At 70.0% G+C, this 22,775-nt stretch carries 18 protein-coding genes; 7 read left to right on the plus strand and 11 right to left on the minus strand.

Annotated features, from left to right (window positions below):
• Both ACU6RU_RS10650 and ACU6RU_RS10655 read right to left on the minus strand, forming a co-directional pair.
• Complete coding sequence (locus tag ACU6RU_RS10650) at positions 1-627, minus strand: N-acetyltransferase family protein (protein WP_446726512.1); 627 nt, start codon at positions 625-627, stop codon at positions 1-3.
• Positions 628-674: 47 nt separating this feature from the next.
• Positions 675-1,331, minus strand: coding sequence for a uracil-DNA glycosylase (locus ACU6RU_RS10655; protein ID WP_446726637.1), 657 nt, complete (start codon positions 1,329-1,331; stop codon positions 675-677).
• A gap of 81 nt (positions 1,332-1,412) precedes the next feature.
• Here ACU6RU_RS10655 and ACU6RU_RS10660 point away from each other — a divergent pair, with 81 nt between their 5' ends.
• Positions 1,413-2,909 carry an MFS transporter gene (locus ACU6RU_RS10660; protein WP_446726513.1) on the plus strand — a complete coding sequence of 499 codons (1,497 nt, stop codon included), beginning with the start codon at positions 1,413-1,415 and terminating at the stop codon, positions 2,907-2,909.
• A gap of 40 nt (positions 2,910-2,949) precedes the next feature.
• On the opposite strand, the gene ACU6RU_RS10665 is transcribed toward ACU6RU_RS10660, so the two are convergent.
• A complete protein-coding gene (locus tag ACU6RU_RS10665) occupies positions 2,950-3,735 on the minus strand; it encodes an SDR family oxidoreductase (protein ID WP_446726514.1) in 786 nt (261 codons plus the stop codon).
• 120 nt (positions 3,736-3,855) lie between these two features.
• Here ACU6RU_RS10665 and ACU6RU_RS10670 point away from each other — a divergent pair, with 120 nt between their 5' ends.
• Positions 3,856-5,178: a bifunctional o-acetylhomoserine/o-acetylserine sulfhydrylase gene (locus ACU6RU_RS10670; RefSeq protein ID WP_120264756.1), complete on the plus strand. Its 1,323-nt coding sequence runs from the start codon at positions 3,856-3,858 to the stop codon at positions 5,176-5,178.
• 78 nt (positions 5,179-5,256) lie between these two features.
• On the opposite strand, the gene ACU6RU_RS10675 is transcribed toward ACU6RU_RS10670, so the two are convergent.
• Positions 5,257-6,288, minus strand: coding sequence for a TerC family protein (locus ACU6RU_RS10675; RefSeq protein ID WP_289329984.1), 1,032 nt, complete (start codon positions 6,286-6,288; stop codon positions 5,257-5,259).
• Between the two features lie 180 nt (positions 6,289-6,468).
• On the opposite strand from ACU6RU_RS10675, the gene ACU6RU_RS10680 reads away from it, so the two are divergent.
• Both ACU6RU_RS10680 and metX read left to right on the plus strand, forming a co-directional pair.
• Positions 6,469-7,485, plus strand: coding sequence for a DUF2332 domain-containing protein (locus ACU6RU_RS10680; protein WP_446726515.1), 1,017 nt, complete (start codon positions 6,469-6,471; stop codon positions 7,483-7,485).
• A gap of 46 nt (positions 7,486-7,531) precedes the next feature.
• Positions 7,532-8,734 carry a homoserine O-acetyltransferase MetX gene (metX, locus tag ACU6RU_RS10685; protein ID WP_446726516.1) on the plus strand — a complete coding sequence of 401 codons (1,203 nt, stop codon included), beginning with the start codon at positions 7,532-7,534 and terminating at the stop codon, positions 8,732-8,734.
• 4 nt (positions 8,735-8,738) lie between these two features.
• On the opposite strand, the gene ACU6RU_RS10690 is transcribed toward metX, so the two are convergent.
• Genes ACU6RU_RS10690 through ACU6RU_RS10705 form a run of 4 tightly spaced genes read right to left on the minus strand, consistent with a single transcriptional unit; the run spans position 8,739 to position 12,445 of the window.
• Positions 8,739-9,995 carry an MFS transporter gene (locus ACU6RU_RS10690; protein WP_446726517.1) on the minus strand — a complete coding sequence of 419 codons (1,257 nt, stop codon included), beginning with the start codon at positions 9,993-9,995 and terminating at the stop codon, positions 8,739-8,741.
• Positions 9,992-10,333, minus strand: a complete 342-nt coding sequence (locus ACU6RU_RS10695; protein ID WP_120264753.1) for a thiamine-binding protein — start codon at positions 10,331-10,333, stop codon at positions 9,992-9,994. Before ACU6RU_RS10695 ends, ACU6RU_RS10690 begins: the two co-directional genes overlap by 4 nt.
• Before the next feature lie 13 nt (positions 10,334-10,346).
• On the minus strand, positions 10,347-11,552 hold the full coding sequence (locus tag ACU6RU_RS10700) for a glycosyltransferase 87 family protein (RefSeq protein WP_446726518.1): 1,206 nt from the start codon (positions 11,550-11,552) through the stop codon (positions 10,347-10,349).
• 41 nt (positions 11,553-11,593) lie between these two features.
• Positions 11,594-12,445, minus strand: a complete 852-nt coding sequence (locus ACU6RU_RS10705; protein ID WP_446726519.1) for an ADP-dependent NAD(P)H-hydrate dehydratase — start codon at positions 12,443-12,445, stop codon at positions 11,594-11,596.
• A 35-nt stretch (positions 12,446-12,480) separates the two neighbouring features.
• Between ACU6RU_RS10705 and ACU6RU_RS10710 the strand changes: the two genes are divergently transcribed.
• Entirely contained in the window at positions 12,481-13,548 is a 1,068-nt protein-coding gene (locus ACU6RU_RS10710; protein ID WP_446726520.1) for an NADH:flavin oxidoreductase/NADH oxidase, read from the plus strand.
• 39 nt (positions 13,549-13,587) lie between these two features.
• Here ACU6RU_RS10710 and ACU6RU_RS10715 read toward each other — a convergent pair whose 3' ends face one another.
• Positions 13,588-14,646, minus strand: a complete 1,059-nt coding sequence (locus ACU6RU_RS10715; protein WP_289329991.1) for a hemolysin family protein — start codon at positions 14,644-14,646, stop codon at positions 13,588-13,590.
• Entirely contained in the window at positions 14,643-16,010 is a 1,368-nt protein-coding gene (locus tag ACU6RU_RS10720; protein WP_446726521.1) for a hemolysin family protein, read from the minus strand. The genes ACU6RU_RS10715 and ACU6RU_RS10720 overlap by 4 nt, the downstream gene beginning before the upstream one ends.
• A gap of 244 nt (positions 16,011-16,254) precedes the next feature.
• On the opposite strand from ACU6RU_RS10720, the gene ACU6RU_RS10725 reads away from it, so the two are divergent.
• Positions 16,255-17,259, plus strand: a complete 1,005-nt coding sequence (locus tag ACU6RU_RS10725; protein WP_120264748.1) for a hypothetical protein — start codon at positions 16,255-16,257, stop codon at positions 17,257-17,259.
• 99 nt (positions 17,260-17,358) lie between these two features.
• On the opposite strand, the gene guaB1 is transcribed toward ACU6RU_RS10725, so the two are convergent.
• Positions 17,359-18,816, minus strand: coding sequence for a GMP reductase (gene guaB1 / locus ACU6RU_RS10730; protein ID WP_446726522.1), 1,458 nt, complete (start codon positions 18,814-18,816; stop codon positions 17,359-17,361).
• A 178-nt stretch (positions 18,817-18,994) separates the two neighbouring features.
• Between guaB1 and ACU6RU_RS10735 the strand changes: the two genes are divergently transcribed.
• A complete protein-coding gene (locus ACU6RU_RS10735) occupies positions 18,995-22,690 on the plus strand; it encodes a multifunctional oxoglutarate decarboxylase/oxoglutarate dehydrogenase thiamine pyrophosphate-binding subunit/dihydrolipoyllysine-residue succinyltransferase subunit (protein ID WP_446726523.1) in 3,696 nt (1,231 codons plus the stop codon).
• The last annotated feature ends 85 nt before the right edge of the window (positions 22,691-22,775 follow it).

Below are 22,775 nucleotides of genomic sequence, written 5' to 3' on the forward strand. Positions count from 1 at the left end.
TCAGCCGGACTTCGGGGCGAAGAGCCCGCGCAGGCCTTTCCTGGGCTGTTCGAGCGACTTCTGCAGGTAGATCGTGCCGAGCCACCGGCCGAACTTGTGACCCACGCGCCCCATCCGGCCGACCTCGACGAACCCGAACCGCTCGTGCAGGGCGACGGAGGCTTCGGCGCCCTTGTCGCTCACGACGGCGACGATCTCGCGCAGACCCAGCTCACGGCACGCTTCGATGAGGGCTTCGAGCAGCGCGCGCCCCAGTCCTTTGCCGGTCGCCGCCTGGCCGAGGTAGATCGAGGTCTCGGCGGTGTACCGGAACCCGGTCTTCCCATTCCACGGCGACGCGAGGGCGTACCCCAGGATCTGCCCGGTCGGCGACACCGCGACGAGGAACGGCAGCGTGAGCTTCGTCAGGTAGTCGTACTTCTCGCGCCATTGCGCCAGCGACCATCGCTTCTCATCGAAGGTCACGACCGAGTTGGTCACGTAGTAGTTGTAGATCTCGCGGATATCGGGAAGATCATCGGGCCGCACCGGACGGATCTCGTACGAGAAAGGCCGTTCCGGTTCAGCCGGGCGACGCAGGTGCCGCGGAAGGCGGCGGCGATCGCGATTGGAGTCCTCCTCGAGCATGCAGCAACTCTACGGGCCGCACGTTTCACGCCGATGACGACGGCGGATCAGGCCTCCGGGATGCGCCAGTCGATCGGTGCACCGCCGCGCTCCACGAGCAACTCGTTCGCGCGTGAGAACGGTCGCGAGCCGAAGAAGCCGCGGCTCGCGGAGAGCGGTGAGGGATGAGGCGATGCGACGATCGCGGTGTCGCCGAGGAGCGGACGCAGAGTCGCGGCATCCTTCCCCCACAGGATCGCGACGAGCGGCTCCTCGCGGGCCACGAGGGCGCGGATCGCGTGCTCGGTGACGCGTTCCCACCCCCAGCCGCGGTGCGACGCGGGCGCGCCGGGTGCGACGGTCAGCACCCGGTTCAGCAGGAGAACGCCCTGGTCGCTCCACGCAGACAGGTCGCCGTGCGACGCGGGCGGGATGCCGAGGTCGGATTCGAGTTCTCGGTAGATGTTGCCGAGGCTGCGCGGCAGCGGACGCACATGCGCGTCGACCGCGAATGAGAGACCGATCGGATGCCCGGGAGTCGGATAAGGATCCTGGCCGACGATCAGGACGCGGACGTCAGCCATCGGCCGGCGGAAGGCGCGCAGCACGTGGTCGCCCGCCGGCAGGTAGCCGCGACCCGAGGCGGTCTCCGCGCGTAACCGGTCGCCCAGCGCAGCGATGTCGCCGGCGACCGGCTGCAGCGCCTCAGCCCAGTCGCGAGCCATCGAGCCGTCGGCGGCCAGGTCGGTGAGGGAGCGAGGCGTCACTATCCCAGGGTAGGCCGGGGGCGGCGGTATGCTCGCCCCGTGTCGACGACGCTGCGAACCTCCGCCCTGGGCGTCACCGCGGGCCTGATCGGGTGGTTCATCCTGGTCGAGATCGTCAGCGGCATCCTGCAGGGCTACTACGTCCCGCTCTTCAGCGATATCGTCACCGAGCTCGGGATCCACGACTCCGACGTCAACTGGTTCGAAGCCGCCCAGCTGCTGCTGTCGGCCCTCGTCGTCCCGGTGCTCGCCAAGCTCGGCGACATGTACGGGCACAAGCGGATCCTGCTGATCGCCGCCATCCTGACCGCCGGCGCGACCTGGTGGCTCGCGTTCGCAGCATCCTTCTGGACTTTCCTCATCGCCTGGGCGCTGCAGGGGTTCTACGTCGTGTGGCTCCCCCTCGAGATCGCGCTCATCTTCGAGCGCGGCAGACGGCAGAGCCGCGGGGTCTCGCTCACCCGCCGGGCCGCGGGGCTTCTCGTGGTCGGGCTGCAGGCAGGCGCCATCGTGGGCGCGCTGGCTGCCGGACGGATCTACGCGGCGACGGCCGGTGACATGACGCTCACCCTCATCGTTCCCGCCGTGGCCGTGACCCTCGTCGCCGTCGTCATCTGGCTCTGGGTGCCGGAGTCGACGCCGGAACCGGGCAGGCGTCGTCTGGACTCGCGCGGGTTCGTCCTCCTCGCCTTCGCGCTCCTGCTCGTCACCAGCGCGCTGACCTTCCTCCGTCTGAACGGTCCCGGGGCGCTGTGGGTGTGGGCGCTCCTGCTGGCGGGGATCGTGGGCTTCGTGCTCTTCGGGCGCTTCGAACTGCGTCAGCCCGACCCCGCGGTCGATGTCCGGATGCTCGCACGACCCGAGATGTGGCCGGTGCAAGCGACCGCGTTCCTCGTCGGTATCAGCCTTCTCGGGGCGCAGGGGCCGCTGTCGACCTACGCCGGCACCGATCCGTCGCTCGGCTACGGCCTCGGGCTCGACGCGACCGACCGGTCGAACGTCATCGGCGTCTACCTCGTGTCACTCATCGTGGGTGCCGTCCTGTTCGCGGTGACGTCGCGGCGGGCGAGCCCGCGGATCGTGCTCATCGTCGCCGCCCTGCTCGTCGGCGTCGGCTACGCCCTCTTCATCCCGTTCCACCGCGAGCTCTGGCAGGTGCTGCTGAACCTCTGCATCGCCGGCCTGGGCTGCGGCGCGCTGGTCGGCGCCATGCCTGCTGCTGCCGCTGCCGCCGCTCCACGCGGGCAGACCGGTGTGGCTTCGGCGATGACCAACACGACCAAGACCATCGGCGGGACGTTCTCGTCGGCGGTCTTCGGCGTCGTGCTCGCCGCCGGCGCGGGCGTCGTGGCGAGCGAGACGGCCGCGTCGCTCGGGGGATACCTCACGGTGTGGGCCATCTGCGCCGCGGGTGGCTTCGTCGCCGCAGTCCTGTTGTTCGTCGTGCCGAAGGTCGCGTTCGCCGACGCCGACGCGTCGCCTGTGGCGCGATCGGCGGACGGGTCAGGCGAGGCGGTGACTCAGCCGCGAGGGTGAGCCTGTCCGCGCGCGACGCGCCGCGACGTGTGTCAGGACATCACGCCTCGGCCGATCGCGGACGCAGGGGTCCCCGCGCGAGCAGGTGCTGTGCGGACTGCGCGACGGGACGCATCGTCACGAGGTCGAGGTTGACGTGCCCGGGGGCGTTCAGCGCGTAGGCGATGACATCGGCCACATCGGCGGCGACGAGCGGCTGCTCGACGCCCTCGTACAGGCGGTCGGCCGCCTCGTGATCGCCGCCGAGACGATTCAGCGTGAACTCCTCGGTACGCACCATGCCGGGGGCGATCTCGACGACGCGGATGGGCTCGCCGTTCAGCTCCAGTCGGAGCGCGTGGACGAGCATCGACTCTCCCGCCTTCGCGGCGTTGTAACCGGCACCGCCGGGGTACGCGGTCTGGGCTGCGGTCGAGGTGACGTAGACGGTGTCGGCGTGACCGCCGCCGGCTGCCACCCCTCGCCGCAGCAGAGGAAGGAGCGCAGCCGTCAGCCGTTGCGCCGACAGGACGTTCGCCTCGAACATCCACTGCCAGTCCTCGGGCGCGCCGTCTTCGACGCGGTCGGTGCCGCGGGCTCCACCGGCGACGTGGACGAGGGCGTGGAGGTCACCCGAGGCTACGAGGTGCTCGGTGAGCGCCGCGACATCCGCCTCGCTCGTCAGATCGGCGGCGAACGATGCTGAGCCGACCTCGGCATCGAGCGCCTCGAGGCGGTCGGCTCGGCGCGCGACCCCCACCACATCCCAACCGGAGGTGCGCAGCGCGCGGACGACCGCCTCGCCGATTCCCGAGCTGGCACCGGTGACCACTGCACGTCGCGTCATCCCTCCACCGTAGCCGCCAGATTACGCAGCGTGTCCCGTGCGTTGTCGGGCACAGCCGGCGCCCGTACGCTCGACCCAGGCCGGCGACCGTCGCCGCTTTCCGACCCGATGGAGCCACGCATGTCCGCACCCGAGAACTGGCGCTTCGAGACGAAGCAGATCCACACCGGGGCCGCGCCCGACCCGGTCACGAAGGCACGCGCGACGCCGATCTACCAGACGACCTCGTACGTCTTCGACAACTCCGACCACGCCGCGAACCTCTTCTCTCTGGCGGAGTTCGGCAACATCTACACGCGCATCCAGAACCCCACGCAGGATGTCGTCGAGCAGCGCCTCGCCGCGCTCGAGGGCGGCACCGGCGCACTCCTGGTCGCATCGGGTCAGGCGGCCGAGACCTTCGCGATCCTCAACATCGCCGAGGCGGGAGATCACTTCGTCGCCTCGAGCTCGATCTACGGCGGCACCTACAACCTGTTCAAGTACACGCTCGCCAAGCTCGGCATCGAGGTCACGTTCGTCGAGAACCAGGACGACCTCGACGAGTGGCGCCGCGCGGTACGGCCCAACACGAAGCTCTTCTTCGCCGAGACGATCGGCAACCCGCAGATCAACGTCCTCGACATCCGCGGTGTCTCCGACGTCGCCCACGAGGCCGGCGTACCGCTCATCGTCGACAACACGATCGCGACCCCGTACCTCATCCGCCCCTTCGAGCACGGAGCCGACATCGTGGTCCACTCCGCGACGAAGTTCCTCGGCGGCCACGGCACGGTCATCGGCGGCGTCATCGTCGACGGCGGCAGCTTCCCCTGGTCCGAGCACTCCGAGCGCTTCCCGGGACTGACGACGCCCGACCCCTCGTATCACGGCGCCGTCTACACGCAGGCTGTCGGCGACGGCCTCGCCTATGTCATCAAGGCCCGCGTGCAGCTGCTGCGCGACCTCGGCGCCGCGATCTCGCCGCAGAGCGCCTGGCTGCTCATTCAGGGCATCGAGACGCTCTCGCTGCGCATCGAGCGTCACGTGCAGAACGCGCAGGAGATCGCCGAATGGCTCGAGAACCACGATGACATCGCGTCGGTGAACTACTCCGGTCTGCCGACCTCGCCGTGGTATGCCGCAGCCAACCGCTACGCGCCCAAGGGCGTCGGCGCCGTGCTGTCGTTCGAGCTGAAGGGCGGCGTGGCCGCCGGCCGCGCGTTCGTCGACTCGCTGCAGCTGTTCAGCCACCTGGCGAACATCGGCGACGTGCGTTCGCTGGTCATCCACCCCGCGTCGACGACCCACTCGCAGCTCACCCCGGAGCAGCAGCTCACGACGGGTGTCACCCCTGGGCTCGTCCGTCTGTCCGTCGGTCTCGAGAACATCGACGACCTCAAGGCCGACCTCGAGCAGGCCCTCGCGGCCGCGCGCGACGTCGTCGAGGCAGCGCGCGCCTGATCGTTCCTCCTCAGAACGACCGGATGCCCCGGCCCACCGTCATCGGTGGGGCCGGGGCATCCGTCGTCTGCGGCGTCGTCAGTCGGCGTCGGACGCCGTCGTGATCTGCTCGCCCTGAACCTGCTCGCGGTCGTTCTTCGCCTTGTCGCCGCGGGTCTTGCGCAGACTGGCGATGGTGGCGACGGCGACGGTGGCCGCGATGAACAGCAGCGAGAACCAGATGGGGATCTCGGGGACCCACAACAGGGGCTCGCCGCCGTTGATGAAGGGCAGCTCGTTGACGTGGAGCGCGTGGAAGACGAGCTTCACACCGATGAAGGCCAGGATGACGGCCAGGCCCTGCGCGAGGTAGACCAGACGTTCGAGCAGGCCGCCGATGAGGAAGAACAGCTGACGCAGACCCATCAGAGCGAAGGCGTTCGCCGTGAACACGATGTAAGCCTCGTTGGTCAGGCCGTAGATGGCGGGGATCGAGTCGACCGCGAAGACCAGGTCGATGAAGCCGATCGCGATGATGACCAGGAGCATCGGCGTGACGAAGCGCTTGCCGTCCTTGCGGACGGTCAGCTTGTCGCCGTTGTACTCGTCGGTCACGGGGAGGTGACGACGGACGAAGCGCATGAACTTGCCGTTCGCCGGGTCGGAGTCGCCGTGGGAGAACGCCTGACGGTACGCGAGGAAGAGCAGCAGCGCGCCGAAGATGTAGAAGATCCACGAGAAGTTGTCGATGAGGGCCGCACCGATGGCGATGAACGCGCCGCGCATGATGAGCGCGATCACGATGCCGATCATCAGCACCTTCTGCTGGTACTTCTTGGGAACGGCGAAGCCGGTCATGATGATGAGGAAGACGAAGAGGTTGTCGATCGACAGCGCCTTCTCGGTCAGGTAGCCCGCGAAGTACTCGCCCGCGAACACCCAGCCCCAGCCCGGCACGAACCCGATGACCACGCCGAAGATGAGGGCGAGGCCGATGTAGAACGCCGACCAGCGCGCCGATTCGGCGATCGTCGGCTCGTGCGGAGTGCGCACGTGCGCGAAGAACTCGTACACGAAGAAGGCGATGGTCACCGCGATGGTGATGATCCATACGAGCGGAGTGATGTCCACGAAGGCTCCAAGGGGTCGACAGTAGCGAACGGCCAGGTCTCCTTCATCCCCGCAGGGACCGGCGTCCCGGGATCCGACGTCGGATCCGTAATGACGAGAGCGCCGCAGGTGGAAGTACTCCCCTTGCTTCGCGGTATCTTACGCGACGATGGTGACGCTCAGCGCATCTACGCTGAAGCGATGGACGCAGGGACCTCTCGTCGCTACCATGCATTCGCCGACTGGGCCCGGGGCAGCTCGCCCACCTATGCCGAATGGGCCGAGGGGATCGCCGGCGACGACGAGCTGACCGAGCGGATCTCGCGACTCGGCGAACGTCGTGGCCAGCCGAACCTCGTCTTCGCCGCGGCGCGCTGGGCCGGGTGCGGGCTCGAACCGTTCGCCGTCTGGCGAGACAGGCTGCTCGCGGAGTGGGATCGCGTGGCGGCCATCACCGCGGAGCGCCGTACGCAGACGAACGAGGTCGGTCGCTGCGCCACGCTCCTACCGCCCCTCTCGCACATCGAGGGTCCGATCGCCCTGCTCGAGACCGGCACCGCCGCAGGCCTCTGCCTCTACCCCGACCGGTACGCGTACGAGTACTCGTCAGCCGAGGAAGGTCCGCTTCGGACGATCGTCCCCGAGCGACCGGATGCCGCCGCGCTCCCCATGCTGCGCTGCCGCGTCGACGACCCCGGTGCCATCCCCGAGACCATCCCCGACATCGTCTGGCGGGCCGGCATCGACCTCGCCCCGATCGACGTGGGCGATGCCGACGCCGTCGCCTGGCTCGAGACCCTCATCTGGCCGGGTCCCGTGCACGACGAACGCATCGAGCGCCTCCGCGCCGCTGTCGACGTGGCTCGGTCCGACCCGCCGCGCATCGTCCCCGGCGACATCCTCGACCGCCTCCCCGAGGTCGCCGCTGAGAGCCCTCCCGACACGACGCTCGTGGTGTTCCACAGCGCTGTGCTCCTGTACCTCGACGCTGCCGAGCGTCGCCGCTTCGCCGAACTCGTGAGCACTCTCGGGGCGAGGGTGAACCGCCGGGTCGTCTGGATCTCGAACGAGACCGCCGGCACCCTGCCGGAGATCGACGGGCGGATGCCGCAGGGCGTCGACGCCACGGGGAGTTTCATCCAGACCGTCGACGGGATCCCGGTCGCGCTCGCGGGCCAGCACGGCGCGACCTACGAGGTATCAGCGCTCCGGTCGTGACGTAACACGCGAGCAGCGCGCGCCCTCACCCGGGAGAATGGCCGACATGGACTGGCAGACCTCCGAAGACACGGTGCCGAGCGCGCCGATCACGGAGGCCGATGCGCGCCTGTTGCGCGGACGGCCGCCCGCCACGGGCGCGTGGCGCGACGGCGACCCTGTCGGACACCGGAGCTTCGGCGCCTTCGGTCCGCTCGTCACCGAGAGCGGCGAGCAGCTGCCGAGCTTCCGCCTCGCCTACGAGACCTGGGGCGAGCTGTCTCCCGAGCGCGACAACGCCGTGCTCGTGCTCCACGCCCTCACCGGCGACAGCCATCTGCGCGGCGACGCGGGTCCCGGACACCCGACGGCTGGCTGGTGGGAGGACATCGTCGGTCCCGGCCTGGCGATCGACACCGATCGCTGGTTCGTCGTCGCCCCGAACATGCTGGGCGGCTGCCAGGGCTCGACGGGCCCCTCCTCGATCTCGTCCGACGGCTACGAATGGGCGGCGAGGTTCCCCTACCTCACGATCCGCGATCAGGTCGCCGCGCAGGTGCGGCTGGCCGACGCCCTCGGAATCGAGGTGTGGGCGGCGGTCGTCGGCGGATCGATGGGCGGAATGCACGCGCTCGAGTGGGGCGTCGGTCACCCCGACCGCCTGGACCGACTCGCGATCCTTGCCGCGCCGCCCGTCAACACCGCCGACCAGATCGCACTGAACTCGGTCCAGCTCGAAGCCATCCGCATCGACCCCCGGTTCCAGGACGGCGAGTACTACGACGCGGCCGACGGCGACGGCCCGCACCGCGGCCTCGCGCTCGCGCGCCGGATGGCGCTGCTGAACTACCGCAGTCCGACCGAGCTGAACCTGCGCTTCCAGCGCACGTGGCAGTCGGGAAAGAGCCCCCTGGGCCTGGGCGGACGCTTCGCGGTGGAGAGCTACCTCGACTTCCACGGCAACAAGTTCACGCGACGCTTCGACGCCAACAGCTACATCACCCTCGTCGAGGCGATGAACTCACACGACGTCGGCCGAGACCGCGGCGGCGTCGACGACGCTCTGTCACGCGTGACGGCGCGCACGCTCGTGCTCGGCATCGATTCCGATCGACTGTTCCCGGTCGAGGGGCAGCATCGCATCGCACGCGGCATCCGATCGACGATCGACGACGCGGCGGTGGTGATCTCGAGTGATTTCGGGCACGACGCCTTCCTCATCGAGACGCCGACCGTCGGCGCTCACCTGCGACGACTGCTCGAGGGCTGACGCCTCAGCGCGGAGGCGCGGGCGTGCCGGACCGCTCGACCTGCGGCGACGTGCGGCGCCGGGCACGGGCCTCGACGACGAAGCTCGCGCACGCGACTCCGAGCCCGGCGAGCGCCAGGACGACACCCACCCACACGGGTGCCACGTATCCGAGTCCCGCGGCGATGACGGCGCCTCCGAGCGCCGCGCCGAGCGCGTTGCCCATGTTCAGGGCCGAGTGGTTCAGCGCCGCCGCGATCGACTGGTTGTCGCCCGCGACATCCATCAGCCGCGTCTGGATGGTCGGGCTCAGCGCCGAGGAGAAGAACCCGACGAGGAAGACGAAGAGGCCTACGGCCACGATCCAGCCCGCCGTGAGCGCGAGGAGCGACTGGACGACGGCGAGGGCGAGCAGGCCGCCCAGGAGGCTGCGCCGCAGGTCACGATCGGCGAGCCTGCCGCCGACGAGGTTTCCGATCGTCATGCCGACCCCGGCCACGACGAGCACGATCGGCACCGCCCACTGCGGCGAGCCGGCCGCCTCGGTGACGAGGGTCGCGACGTAGCTGTACACCGCGAAGAATCCCCCGAAGCCGATGGCGCCGATCCCGAGGGCGAACCACACCTGGCCGATGCCGAAGACCCGCAGTTCGGCGCGCAGGGTTCGCGACGGCTCCCCCGCGTGGTGCGGGACCGTCAGGGCGATGGCCCCCGTCGCGATCGCGAAGATCGCCGCGACGACGAGGAACGCCGCTCGCCATCCGAACTGCTGACCGAGGAACGTGCCGAGCGGAACACCCACGACGTTGGCGATCGTGAGGCCGGTGAGCACGAACGCCACACCTTGCGCGCGCTTGCCCGGACCCAGGACGTCGGCGGCGACCAGGGCGCCGATGCCGAAGTAGGCCCCGTGCGGCAGCGCCGCGAGGAACCGGGATGCCGCGACGAGCTCGAAGGTCGGCAGGATGAGCGTCAGCGCGTTGCCGAGGGTCAGGGCGAGCGCGAGGAAGACCATGACCCGGTGCCGGGGATACTTCGCCACGATTCCCGCGATCGTCGGCGCGCCGACGACGACACCGGCGGCGTAGAGGGTGATGAGCCACCCCGCCTGCGCGATCGCCGCTTCCGGATCGCTCGCGTAGACGGAGGGCAGCAGCTCGCCGGCGATCTCGGGCAGGAGGCCCATGACGACGAACTCCGTCATCCCGATGCCGAAGCTGCCGATCGCGAGCGAGAGCAGAGCCCGGCGGGCCGTCGGGCGGGAGAGGTCGGGCGTCGTCACTCCGGGAGCGTAGCCCCGGCCTCCCCGTCATGTCGAATCGATTCGAGCGCGCTCTCGAGGCGCTCGACCTTGCCGTCGAGTTCGCCGCTGAATCCCGGGCGGATGTCGGCCTTCAGCACGAGCGAGACACGCGAGCCGAACGGCAGCACCGCCTCGGTCGCCCGCTTGACGACATCCATCACCTCGTCCCACTCCCCCTCGACCTCGGTGAACATCGAGGTGGTGCGGTGCGGCAGGCCGGATGCCCGCACGACGGCGACCGCTGCAGCGACGGCGTCGTGCACGGAGCCGTCGGCGCGGCCGGTGCCGCTGGGGGCGACGGAGAAGGCGATGAGCATGGTGACCTCCGGATCAGACGGGGATGGATGACGGCGTCCGAACCGGCACCCGGACGAGGCGGACCACCATCCAGACACCGAGGACGACGAGCAGGGCGTTGCGAACGGTGAGGATGCCGACGCCCAGCGGGTGCGCCGTCAGGACCTCGCCGTAGAACACCGGATAGACGAGCTGGGTGAGAGCGCACAGCACGAGCACGAGGACCGCGGGACGCGCCCAATCGCGGCGTGCGACGACCAGCCCGAGCACGACCGGCGGAACGAGCCAGCACAGATACTGGGGCGACCCGACCTTGTTGAGCACGATGAACACGGCGACGATCGCGAGCGCCGCGACCGGCAGAAGGTCCCGCACCGCGGCACCGCGGCGCACCTTGAGAGCGGCGACGACCGCCACGGCGCCGACTCCGAGCATGAGGATCGGAGTCATCGCCGCGATGACGGGATCGATCTCGGTGCCGGTCACCTGGAACGTGAGGATCTCCGTCGAGTAGTAGACGAAGAAGCCCGGGAGCCCGAGCATCTGACCCCAGAGGTAGAACATGCTCACGGGAGCCTCGACCTGCAGTCCGCGCCCGGTCTGATCGCCGATGAACCCGAGAGCGTGATCGAGACCCCCCGCGCCCACGACGACGGCGAGCGTGACGGCAGAGACGACGAGGCCCGCGCCGACCAGCGCCCATCGGCGCCGGAGTGCGATGACGGCGGCCGCGATGATCGCCGCCGGCCACACCTTGATCCAGGTCGCGACCGCCAGCAGGATGCCGGCGAGCCAGGGCCGTCCGCGAAGCCACAGGCACCCCATCACGGCGAGCGCGACGGTGACGGCGTCGAGCCGGTAGAGCCCCACGGGCCCGAGGAGCAGGATCGCGGCGAGCCAGAACCACGCCGCCGTCACACGGCCGCGCGACCGGGCACGCCCGACGAGGACGGCGAATGCCACGGCATCCAGGGCCGTGACGAAGACAGCCCATCCGACGGTGTAGCCCGCGATCCAGGCGAATCCGTGGGCGAGCACGAGCGGGACGAGGGCGAGCTGCGGATACACCCAGTCCTCGTCGACTCCCACGATGCCCTCACCGGCGAGCGCTCGCTGCGACCAGGGTTCGTAGACGAGGTAGACGTCACCCATCGGCTGGTTCGGGAAGACGAATCCGAGCGCCGCGACGACGACATGGACGAGCGCGAACGCGACCCACAGCGTTCCCCGTCTCGACACCGTCACATCCTACGGTGAGCCCGTTCCAGCGCCGCCGGACGTCAGCGGCCGCCCGGGTCACGGCCCGAGAGCAGCATGTCGACCACGGCGGGCACGGCCTCGGCGACATCCAACGCCGTGATCGGACCAGGCCCTGCGGTGCGACCGGCGTGCCCGTGGATGAACGCCGCGGCGGCGGCCAGCGGCGCCAGGGCCGCTGCATCCAGGTCGTGCTGAGCACCCCGGGCCGCCACGACCGCACCCAGGATGCCGCCGAGCACGTCGCCCGTGCCCGCGGTGGCGAGCCACCCGGTTCCGGCACGGACGACGGTGTTCCAGCCGTCGGGCGCGGCGACGACGGTCTCGGCGCCCTTCAGCAGCACGGCGATCCCCGCCGCAGCGGCGGTCTCGCGGGCCGCGGCGATGCGGTCGGCAAGCGACGTCGGTACCGCATCGTCGAGGCCGAGCAGGGCTCGCAGTCGTGCATGCTCGCTCTGGTGCGGCGTGACCACGAGCGGTGCTGCGGCGCCGGCGACCAGATCGAGAGCGCCCGCATCGACGACGACGGGGAGGTCGCCCTGCAGCAGCTCCCCCAGCCGGGCGGTCTCGGCGGCGGGCCGGGTCGCGGCATCCGTCCCCGATCCGATCAGCCACGCCTGCACGCGTCCGGGCGCGGTGACGGTCTCGGGCCTGCGCTGCAGCACGAGATCGGCGGGACGCTCGGGGCCGAGGTAACGCACCATGCCGACGCCGGTCCGCCACGCGGCCTCGACGCCGAGCACGGCGGCTCCCGGATACTCCTGCGACCCGGTTCGCACACCGAGGACCCCACGGGAATACTTGTGGTCGTCGGCAGTTGGCTTGCGCAGGAGCGCGGCCGTGTCGCGCGCATCCCATTCGTGGATCTCGACCATGGCGCCACCCTATCGGCGCCCCGAAGGAGCCCGGCGTGAGCCAGCTGTTCAGCCCCCTGACCATCCGAACCGTCGAGGTGCGCAACCGCCTCTGGGTCGCCCCCATGTGCCAGTACACGGCCCAGGACGGCATCCCGAACGACTGGCATCACGTCCACCTCGCGCAGTTCGCCTCGGGCGGCGCCGGACTCGTCATGGCCGAGGCGACCGCGGTCGTGCCGGAAGGTCGCATCACGCCCGAAGACACCGGCATCTGGAACGACGCGCAGCGCGACGCCTGGCGTCCGATCGTGACCGCGATCCACGACCGGGGTGCGGTGGCCGCGATCCAGCTCGCGCATGCGGGCCGCAAGGCATCGACTTATTCGCCGTTCGCCGCCGAGCGCGGGACCGTGCCGGCGACCGACGGCGGCTGGCAGACGCTCGCCCCCTCCGCCGTGGCCTTCGACGGCTACGCCCGGCCCGACGAGCTCGATCTCGCCGAGATCGACGCGCTCGTGACCGCATTCGCCGACGGGGCGCGCCGTTCACTCGAGGCGGGTTTCGACGTGCTCGAGATCCACGCCGCGCACGGCTACCTGCTGCACGAGTTCCTGTCGCCGTTGTCGAACCAGCGCACCGACGAGTACGGCGGCTCGCTCGAGAACCGCGCGCGGCTCCTGCTGCGCATCGTCGAGGCGGTTCGCGCCGCCGCACCGGACGCCCCGCTGTTCGTGCGCTTCTCGGCGACGGACTGGGCCGAGGGCGGTTGGGATGTCGCCGACACGTCGACGGTCTCGACATGGGCGCACGAGCGCGGCGCCGACCTCATCGACGTCTCGAGCGGCGGGCTCGTCGCACACCAGCGCATCACCACCGGTCCCGGCTACCAGGTGCCCTTCGCACGCGAGATCCGCACGACGACCGGCCTGCCCGTCAGCGCCGTCGGCGAGATCACGACCGGTGCCCAGGCCGAGGACATCCTCGTCGCGGCCGCCGCCGACGCGATCATGGCCGGCCGCGAGTGGCTGCGCGACCCGCATTTCGGGCTCCGCGCGGCCGACGAGCTGGGCGAGGACGCCGAGATCTGGCCGCCGCAGTACGTCCGCGCGCGGCGTCGCTGAACCGGCGTCCCCACCTCGCCCCTTCCGGGCCGGGCTCGCTCAGGCCCAGCGAGGTGCGCGGCGCGTGGCGTCGTGCACCTCGCCGATGAGCTCCTCGATGATGTCCTCGAGGAAGAGCACCGCGGTCGTCCGACCCTCGGCATCCCGCACCTGAGCGAGGTGACGACTCGACCGCCGCATCAGGGCGAGCGCATCCTCGAGATCGGTCGTCTCGGCGACGGGCACCATCAGGTGGATGCGCTTCGACTTGATCGGCCGTGAGGCCGCGCCGTCGGCATCCTCCGCCTCGCGCAGCACGTCCTTCAGATGCACGTACCCGACCGGCTGGTCGGCGTCGTCCACGATGACGTAGCGCGAGAAGCCGTGCCGCGCCACGGCGCGCTCGACGTCTTCTGGCGTGGCCGTCTCGGGCAGTGTCACCAGTTCGCTCAGCGGCACGGCGACGTCGGCGGCTTTCTTGTCTGTGAACTCCACGACCGCGGCGACCGTTCCCGACGCATCGTCGAGCACGCCCTCGATGCGAGAGGTCGCGACGATGGTGGCGACCTCGTCGAGCGTGTAGGTCGACGTCGCCTCGTCCTTCGGCTCGACCCGGAACAGGCGCACCGCGTGATTGGCGATCCAGTTCAGGGCGACGATGATCGGGTAGAAGAGCCGAGACACCCAGCGCAGCGGTGTCGCCAGCAGCAGCACCGCCCGGTCGGGCAGCGAGAACGCCAGGTTCTTCGGAACCATCTCGCCGAACACGACGTGCAGATACGACACGACGATGAGCGCCACCGCGAAGGCGACGACGTCGACGACCGCCTCACCCCACCCGGTGAGGCCGAGCGGCACGGCCAGCAGGTGGTGGATCGCCGGCTCGGAGACGTTGAGGATCACCAGCGAGCAGATCGTGATGCCCAGCTGGCAGGTAGCGAGCATGAGCGTCGCGTGCTCCATCGCCCACAGCGCGGTCTTCGCCGAGCGCGATCCCTTGTCGGCGAGCGGCTCGATCTGAGATCGGCGCGCGGAGATGACGGCGAACTCGCTCGCGACGAAGAACGCGTTGAAGGCCAGCAGCACGACGAGCCAGGCCAGTCCTGCCCAATCGTTCATCGACGATCACCGTCCTCGCGACGCGGCGCGCGTCGCATCGGCTCGACCGCCGATGCGGTCGTCGCCGTATCGGCGACCGGGGTGGGCTCGAACAGCACGCGGTCGACGCGCCTGCCGTCCATGCGCTGAACCGTGAGCGTGCCGTCCTCGATCTCGACCGTGTCGCCGACGACGGGAATACGTTCGAGCACGCTCATCACGAATCCGCCGACGGTGTCGTAGACGTCGCCCTCGGGGACGCGGACGCCGGTGCGGTCGAGCACCTCGTCGGGACGAAGATCGGCGGGGAACACGATGCCGCCCGCGACCCGAAGCACTCCGGCCCGGTTGCGGTCGTGCTCGTCGAGCACCTCGCCCACGATCTCTTCCACGAGATCCTCGAGGGTCACGACACCGGCGGTGCCGCCGTACTCGTCGACGACGATCGCCATCTGATAGCCCCGAGCGCGCAGTTCGCCCAGCACGGCGTCGAGGTGCACCGCTTCGGGCACCCGCAGCGGCTCCTCCGCGATCGCGGCGGCGGGCACATCGGCGCGGCGCTCGCGCGGAACGCTGACCGCCTGCTTGACGTGGACGATGCCGGTGATGTCGTCCATCGAGTCGCCGAAGACGGGGAACCGGCTGTGACCGGTGCGCCGCGCGAGCTGGATGACGTCCTCGACGCTGTCACCGGCCGCCACGGCGTGCAGGCTCGGCCGCGGCGTCATGACGTCGGCTGTGGTGAGCCGGGCGAACGTGAGCGATCGGTCGAGCAGCGACGCGGTGTCCTTTTCGAGCACGCCCGCACTCGCGGACCGGCGCACGAGGCTCGACAGCTCCTCCGCGGAGCGGGCGCCCGAGAGCTCCTCCTTGGGCTCGACGCCCATCGAGCGGAGCACCCCGTTCGCGCTGCCGTTGAGCACCGTGACGGCGGGCCGGAACACGGTCGTGAACAGGGTCTGGAACGGGATGACGAGCTTCGCCGTCTGACGCGGGATCGCCAGCGCGAAGTTCTTCGGGACGAGCTCGCCCAGGATCATCGAGAAGATCGTCGCGATCGACACGCCCACGATGGCGGCGACCGGGCGCGACACGGTCTCGGGCCAGCCCCACGCCTCGAAGACGGGCGAGAGCAGGTTCGAGATCGCCGGCTCCATCGTGTAACCGGTCAGCAGCGTGGTCAGGGTGATCCCGAGCTGCGCGCTCGACAGATGCGTCGAGGTGATCCGCAGCGCCGCGATCGTCATCGACAGTCGGGATTCACCCGCCGCCTGGCGCGCTTCGAGATCTGCGCGGTCGAGGTTGACGAGCGCGAACTCACTCGCGACGAACAGACCGGTGCCGACGGTCAGCAGGAGCCCCACGCCCAGCATGACGAAATCCATCAGGCGTCACCCCCGATCGGTCGGGGTCGGCGGGGCGAGGGTCGGCAACTAGGAGGGTCGTCCATCGTGCGCCCGATCTTACGCCTGTCGAGGGCGGCCCGGAGGGCGGCATCCGGTTCGCTTGCGTTGCCCTGGGGTCGGGCGCACCTTCGCGCGTCGAGCGCAGGTCGAACTGCGCTCCATCCCGCGAAGTGCGGGCCACGTCGATTCCTCCCCCGGAGCGTGTGGGACGGCGGATTCCGCGGTGACGGATGCCGCGGGCCCGGTGAGCCCCGCGCTCGGGCAGGCTTCCGGCATGAACTGGATGACCCGACCGCCGCTGGACGTCGTCGTCCGGCGGCGCGAGGCCGACGAGACCACCGCGCGGCTCCTCGATCGGGCGCGCAGAACCGGGGCTGCGACTCCGATCGCGCGCGGGTCGTACGCCGCGTCCGAGGCCTGGGCGGCGCTGAATCCGCGCGACGCGCACGCGCAGCGCGTGTGGGAGGCTGCGGCCCGCCTACGCCCGGGCACCGTCTTCTCGCATCACGCGGCCGCCGCCGTGCTCGGCATCGATCTGCTCGGCTCGTGGCCGCGAACGATCGACGTCACCACGGCCACGTCCGCGGGCTCATCGGGCGCCATCCGCCGCCATCACCGGCCGCTGGATGCCGACGAGGTGATGCCCTGGGGCGCGCATCTCCTCACCGTGCCCGCGCGTACGGCCGTCGACCTTGTGTCGCTCCTGCCCGCGGTCAGCGGGGTCGTCGCCGCCGACCAGGCCCTGTGGCACCGACGTTCCGGCGGCGCACTGTGCACGCGGCAGGAGCTCGAAGAAGCGGCATCCCGCTACACCGGCCGCGCCCACGCCCGAGTCGCCGCCGTGACCGCGTTCGCCACCGGCTTCTCCGACAGCGTCCGCGAATCCCAGAGCAGAGTCCTGATCGACCGGCTCGGCTTCCCCGCACCGACGCTGCAACAGCGCTTCACCCTGCCGGACGGCCGCGACGCGTTCGCCGACTTCTGGTGGCCCGATCACGACCACATCGGCGAGTTCGACGGCACCGGCAAGTACCTCGACCCGGCGATGCGGCAGGGACGCACACCCGAGCAGGTGCTCATCGCCGAGAAGGATCGGGGCGACGCACTACGGCGTCAGGTTCGCGCGCTCTCACGATGGCGCACCCCGCACCTGCGGAGCCCCCGGCTGCTGTACGACATCCTGCGGGCCGACGGCCTCCCCTCGGCCCGCCCGCGCCCCGGGCGGTGAGCCGAGAGCGGCGCAGTCATCGGGCGCACTTTCGGTCGTCGGCCGCAGTACGAAGCGCGCCCCATCCCGCGAACTGCGAGCGAAGCACGGCGCGCTGAGCTACCAGCTGACGGGAAGCGCCTTGCCCTCTTCGTAGCCGGCCGCCGACTGCAGACCCACTGTCGCGCGGTCGTGGAACTCCGCGACCGTGGCCGCGCCCGCGTAGGTGAACGACGAACGCACGCCCGAGGTGATCATGTCGAGCAGATCCTCGACGCCCGGACGCAGCGGGTCGAGGTAGATGCGCGACGACGAGATGCCCTCGGCGAACAGCTCCTTGCGCGCTCGTTCATAGGCATCGAGACGCCCGAACCGGCCGACGACGGCCTTCGTCGAGGCCATTCCCCACGACTCCTTGAACGCACGTCCCTCGTCGTCGAGCTGGACCTCGCCGGGCGACTCGATCGTGCCGGCGAACCACGAGCCGATCATGACGGATGCCGCGCCCGCGGCCAGCGCGAGGGCGACATCCCGGGGGTAGCGGACTCCACCGTCAGCCCATACGTGCGCGCCGCGTTCCGCCGCGGCCTGCGCGGTCTCGAGCACCGCGGAGAACTGCGGGCGCCCGACGGCTGTCATCATGCGGGTCGTGCACATCGCGCCGGGGCCGACGCCGACCTTGAGGATCGTGGCTCCCGCATCGACGAGGTCGGTCACGCCCTCGGCCGTGACGACGTTGCCCGCGACGATCGGCAGACCGAGATCGAGCGCGGCGACCTCGTGCAGTGCGCGGAGCATGCCCTCCTGGTGCCCGTGGGCGGTGTCGACGACGAGCACGTCGACGCCCGCGGCGGCGAGCGCCTGCGCCTTGGCCGCCGCGTCACCGTTGATCCCGATCGCGGCCGCGACGATGAGCCGGCCGTCGCCGTCGACGGCGGGGCGGTAGATCGCGGTGCGCAGCGCGCTGCGGCGCGAGAGGGTGCCGACGAGCACCCCCTGGTGGAGCATCGCGACGACCGGCACGTCGGCCGCGTCGATGAGGTCGAAGGCGGCCCGAGGATCGGCCACATCGTCGGCGTCGATCGCGGTCGCTCGGTCTCGGACGAGGTCGCCCAGACGCGCGTCGGGCAACGCGGTCGCGAGGCGGGCGGCGGGGACGATTCCGGCGATGTCCTCGATGCGCCGCGTCGGTGCCGCCGGGTCGGCGACGACGATGCCGTGCCCGTCGAGCGCGGGGAGGATGCGGGATGCCTCGGCCACCGTGGCATCCGGTGAGAGCACGATCGGGGTGTCCCACGCGACCGGCTGGTCCTTGACCCATCGGATGGCGGCGTCGAGATCCTGGAGAGGCATGTCCTGCGGCAGGACGCCCAGACCGCCGCGCCGCGCCAGGGTGGCGGCGAGGCGCGGACCGGTGACGGAGTTCATGTTGGCCGAGACGATCGGCAGTGTGGCAGCGGTGCCGTCGCCGGGGGCGAGATCGACGTCGAGCCGGCTCGTGATGGCCGATCGGCGCGGCACGAGGAAGACATCGGAGTACGTCAAGTCGACCGTGGGATCTGCACCGGAGAAACGCATGGCCCATACGCTACGCCGCCGACCCGACAGGCGGCCGGAGCGCCTCGATCACGATGCGATACCACGGATGCTGTGGCGGCATCCGGTCCGTTGATCTGGGCTACCCTAGGAGACTGTGCGCGGCGGCGGACCACCGCCGTGAGAACTGATCTTCACCGATGAAAGCAGGCGATCTGCCGTGTCCAGCCAGGCGACCGGAATCGGAACCTCGAACGACGGCGAGTTCGGGGCGAACGAATGGCTCGTCGCGGAACTGTACGAACAGTTCCGCGAAGACAAGAACTCGGTGGACAAGGAGTGGTGGCCGACGCTCGAGGCCTACGCCGCTCACGTGAGCGGCGCCAGCGCGAAGCCCGCCGCATCCGCTCCGTCGCAGCCCGCGGCCGCTCAGCCCGCCACGACATCCCACCCGGTGACGGCGCCCGTGCCTACTGTCGGCTCGCAGCCGGTCGCCCGCACGACGGCGCGGCCCGCGGCCGCTCAGCCCGTGCCCGCGCAGGCCCCGACGACGCCCGCCGCCGAGGTCGAGCAACGTGAAGACGTCGTGACCCCGCTTCGCGGGATGCCCAAGACCCTCGCGGCGAACATGGACGACTCGCTCACGGTGCCCACCGCGACGAGCGTGCGCACGATCCCCGCGAAGCTGATGATCGACAACCGCATCGTCATCAACAACCACATGTCGCGTACGCGCGGCGGCAAGATCAGCTTCACCCACCTCATCGGCTGGGCGCTCATCCAGGCTCTCAAGGCCTTCCCGAGCCAGAACGTCTCGTACGCCGAGGTCGACGGCAAGCCCTCGGTCATCGCGCACGCGCACGTCGGTCTCGGCATCGCGATCGACCTCCCCAAGCCCGACGGCACCCGCGCGCTCATGGTGCCGAGCATCAAGCGCGCCGAGTCGCTCAGTTTCACCGAGTACCTCTCGGCCTATGAGGACCTGGTCACCCGCGCTCGCAAGAACAAGCTGACGGCAGCGGACTTCCAGGGCACGACGATCTCGCTGACGAACCCCGGCGGCATCGGAACGGTGCACTCCGTCCCGCGCCTCATGCGCGGCCAGGGCAGCATCATCGGCGCCGGCGCCCTCGACTACCCGGCCGAGTTCCAGGGCTCGAGCGAGAAGACGCTGGTCAACCTCGGCATCGGCAAGACCATCACGTTGACGAGCACGTACGACCACCGCGTCATCCAGGGTGCCGGCTCGGGCGAGTTCCTGAAGACGGTGCACGAGCTGCTGATCGGCAAGAACGGCTTCTACGACGAGATCTTCGCCGCACTGCGCATCCCCTACGCGCCCATCCAGTGGTCGACCGACATCAACGTCGACCTCGCCGAGCGCGTCGACAAGACCGCCCGTGTTCAGGAGCTCATCAACTCCTACCGGGTGCGCGGCCATCTCATGGCCGACATCGACCCGCTCGAGTACCGCCAGCGCACGCACCCCGACCTCGAGATCGAGCAGCACGGCCTGACGTTCTGGGACCTCGATCGCGAGTTCGTCACCGGAGGTTTCGGCAGCAAGCGGGTCATGAAGCTGCGTGAGATCCTCGGCGTCCTGCGCGACTCGTACTGCCGCACGATCGGCATCGAGTACATGCACATCCAGGACCCCGATCAGCGCAAGTGGTTCCAGGACAACGTCGAGGTGAAGTACCAGAAGCCCGGCCACGCCGAGCAGCTGCGCATCCTCGGCAAGCTGAACCAGGCCGAGGCGTTCGAGACCTTCCTGCAGACGAAGTTCGTGGGTCAGAAGCGCTTCAGCCTCGAGGGCGGCGAGTCGCTGATCCCGCTGCTCGACGAGATCCTCCAGGGTGCCGCTCGCACCGGGCTCGAGGGTGCCGCGATCGGCATGGCTCACCGCGGCCGCCTCAACGTGCTGACGAACATCGCCGGCAAGACGTACGGCCAGGTCTTCCGCGAGTTCGAGGGTTCCGTCGCCATCGGCTCGAAGAGCGGCTCGGGCGACGTGAAGTACCACCTCGGCACCGAGGGCACCTTCGTCGGTGACGAGGGCGATGAGCTTCCGGTCTACCTCGCGGCCAACCCCTCGCACCTCGAGACCGTCGACGGCGTGCTCGAGGGCATCGTCCGCGCCAAGCAGGACCGCGGCCCGATCGCGTCGTTCTCGTGGCTCCCGATCCTCGTGCACGGCGATGCGGCCTTCGCCGGCCAGGGCGTCGTGGTCGAGACCCTGCAGATGTCGCAGTTGCGCGGATACCGCACGGGCGGCACCGTCCACGTCGTGGTGAACAACCAGGTGGGATTCACCACGCTCCCGCTCGACGCCCGCAGCTCGGTGTACGCGACCGACGTCGCCAAGACCATCCAGGCGCCGATCTTCCACGTCAACGGCGACGACCCCGAGGCCGTCGTGCACGTCGCGCAGCTCGCCTTCCGCTACCGCCAGGAGTTCAAGCGCGACGTCGTCATCGACCTCGTCTGCTACCGCCGCCGCGGCCACAACGAGGGCGATGACCCCTCGATGACCCAGCCCCTCATGACGAACCTCATCGAGGCGAAGCGCTCGGTCCGCCGGCTCTACACCGAGTCGCTGGTCGGACGCGGCGACATCACCGAGGAAGAGTACGAGCAGGCCAAGCGCGACTTCCAGGACCGCCTCGAGGTCGCGTTCGCCGAGACGCACGCCGCCGAGACCGGCGCCTCCGGCCCGGTGGGTCTGTCGGGGCCGGTCGATCAGGCCGTCGGCGCGCCCGAGACGACGGGTGTCGGCGAAGACGTCATCCGCCAGATCGGCGACGCGTTCGTCAACGCCCCGGAAGGCTTCACGGTGCACGGCAAGCTCAAGCAGCTGCTCGACAAGCGCCACGACATGAGCCGCAACGGCAACATCGACTGGGCGATGGGTGAGCTCTTCGCCTTCGGGTCGCTGCTGATGGAGGGCACGAACGTCCGCCTCGCCGGCCAGGACGCCCGTCGCGGCACGTTCGTGCAGCGCCACGCGGTCCTCCACGACCGCTCGAATGGCCAGGAGTGGCTGCCGCTCGCGAATCTCTCCGAGAACCAGGGCCGCTTCTACGTCTACGACTCGCTGCTGAGCGAGTACGCGGCGATGGCCTTCGAGTACGGATACTCGGTCGAGCGTGCCGATTCGCTCGTGCTGTGGGAGGCGCAGTTCGGCGACTTCGCCAACGGCGCCCAGTCGGTCATCGACGAGTTCATCTCGTCGGCCGAGCAGAAGTGGGCGCAGCAGTCGGGTGTCGTCCTGCTGCTCCCCCACGGCTACGAGGGCCAGGGGCCGGACCACTCGTCGGCCCGCATCGAGCGCTACCTGCAGATGTGCGCCCAGGACAACATGACGGTCGCTCGCCCGTCGACGCCCGCGTCGTACTTCCACCTGCTCCGTCGCCAGGCGTACGCACGCCCGCGCCGTCCGCTCGTCGTGTTCACCCCGAAGGCGATGCTGCGCCTGCGCGGCGCGACGAGCCCGGTCGAGGACTTCCAGAACGGCAAGTTCGAGCCCGTCATCGACGACATCGCGATCACCGACAAGAGCGCCGTCAAGCGGGTGCTGTTGCACTCGGGCAAGATCCACTGGGATCTGAAGTCCGAGCTCGACAAGAAGCCGAACCCGGCCATCGCGCTCGTGCGTCTCGAGCAGTTCTATCCCGCGCCGGTCGACGAGCTCAAGGCTGTCCTCGCGGGCTACCCGAACGCCGAGGTCGTCTGGGTCCAGGACGAGCCCGAGAACCAGGGTGCGTGGCCGTTCATCGCGCTCGAGGCCTCCGCCAAGCTCGACGGACGCGCCGTTCGCGGCATCACCCGACCCGCCGCCGCATCGACGGCCACCGGCTCACCGAAGGTGCATGCGGTCGAGCAGGCGAAGCTCATCGAGCAGGCGCTCACGCTCTGAGACGGTGACAGCGCAGAAGGGGCAGACGTGACGGACGTCTGCCCCTTCCAGCTTTTCGCCCCGTGCTCTCGTGCCGTCTCAGCCG

The sequence above is a fragment of the Microbacterium sp. F1-18 genome (assembly GCF_052921305.1).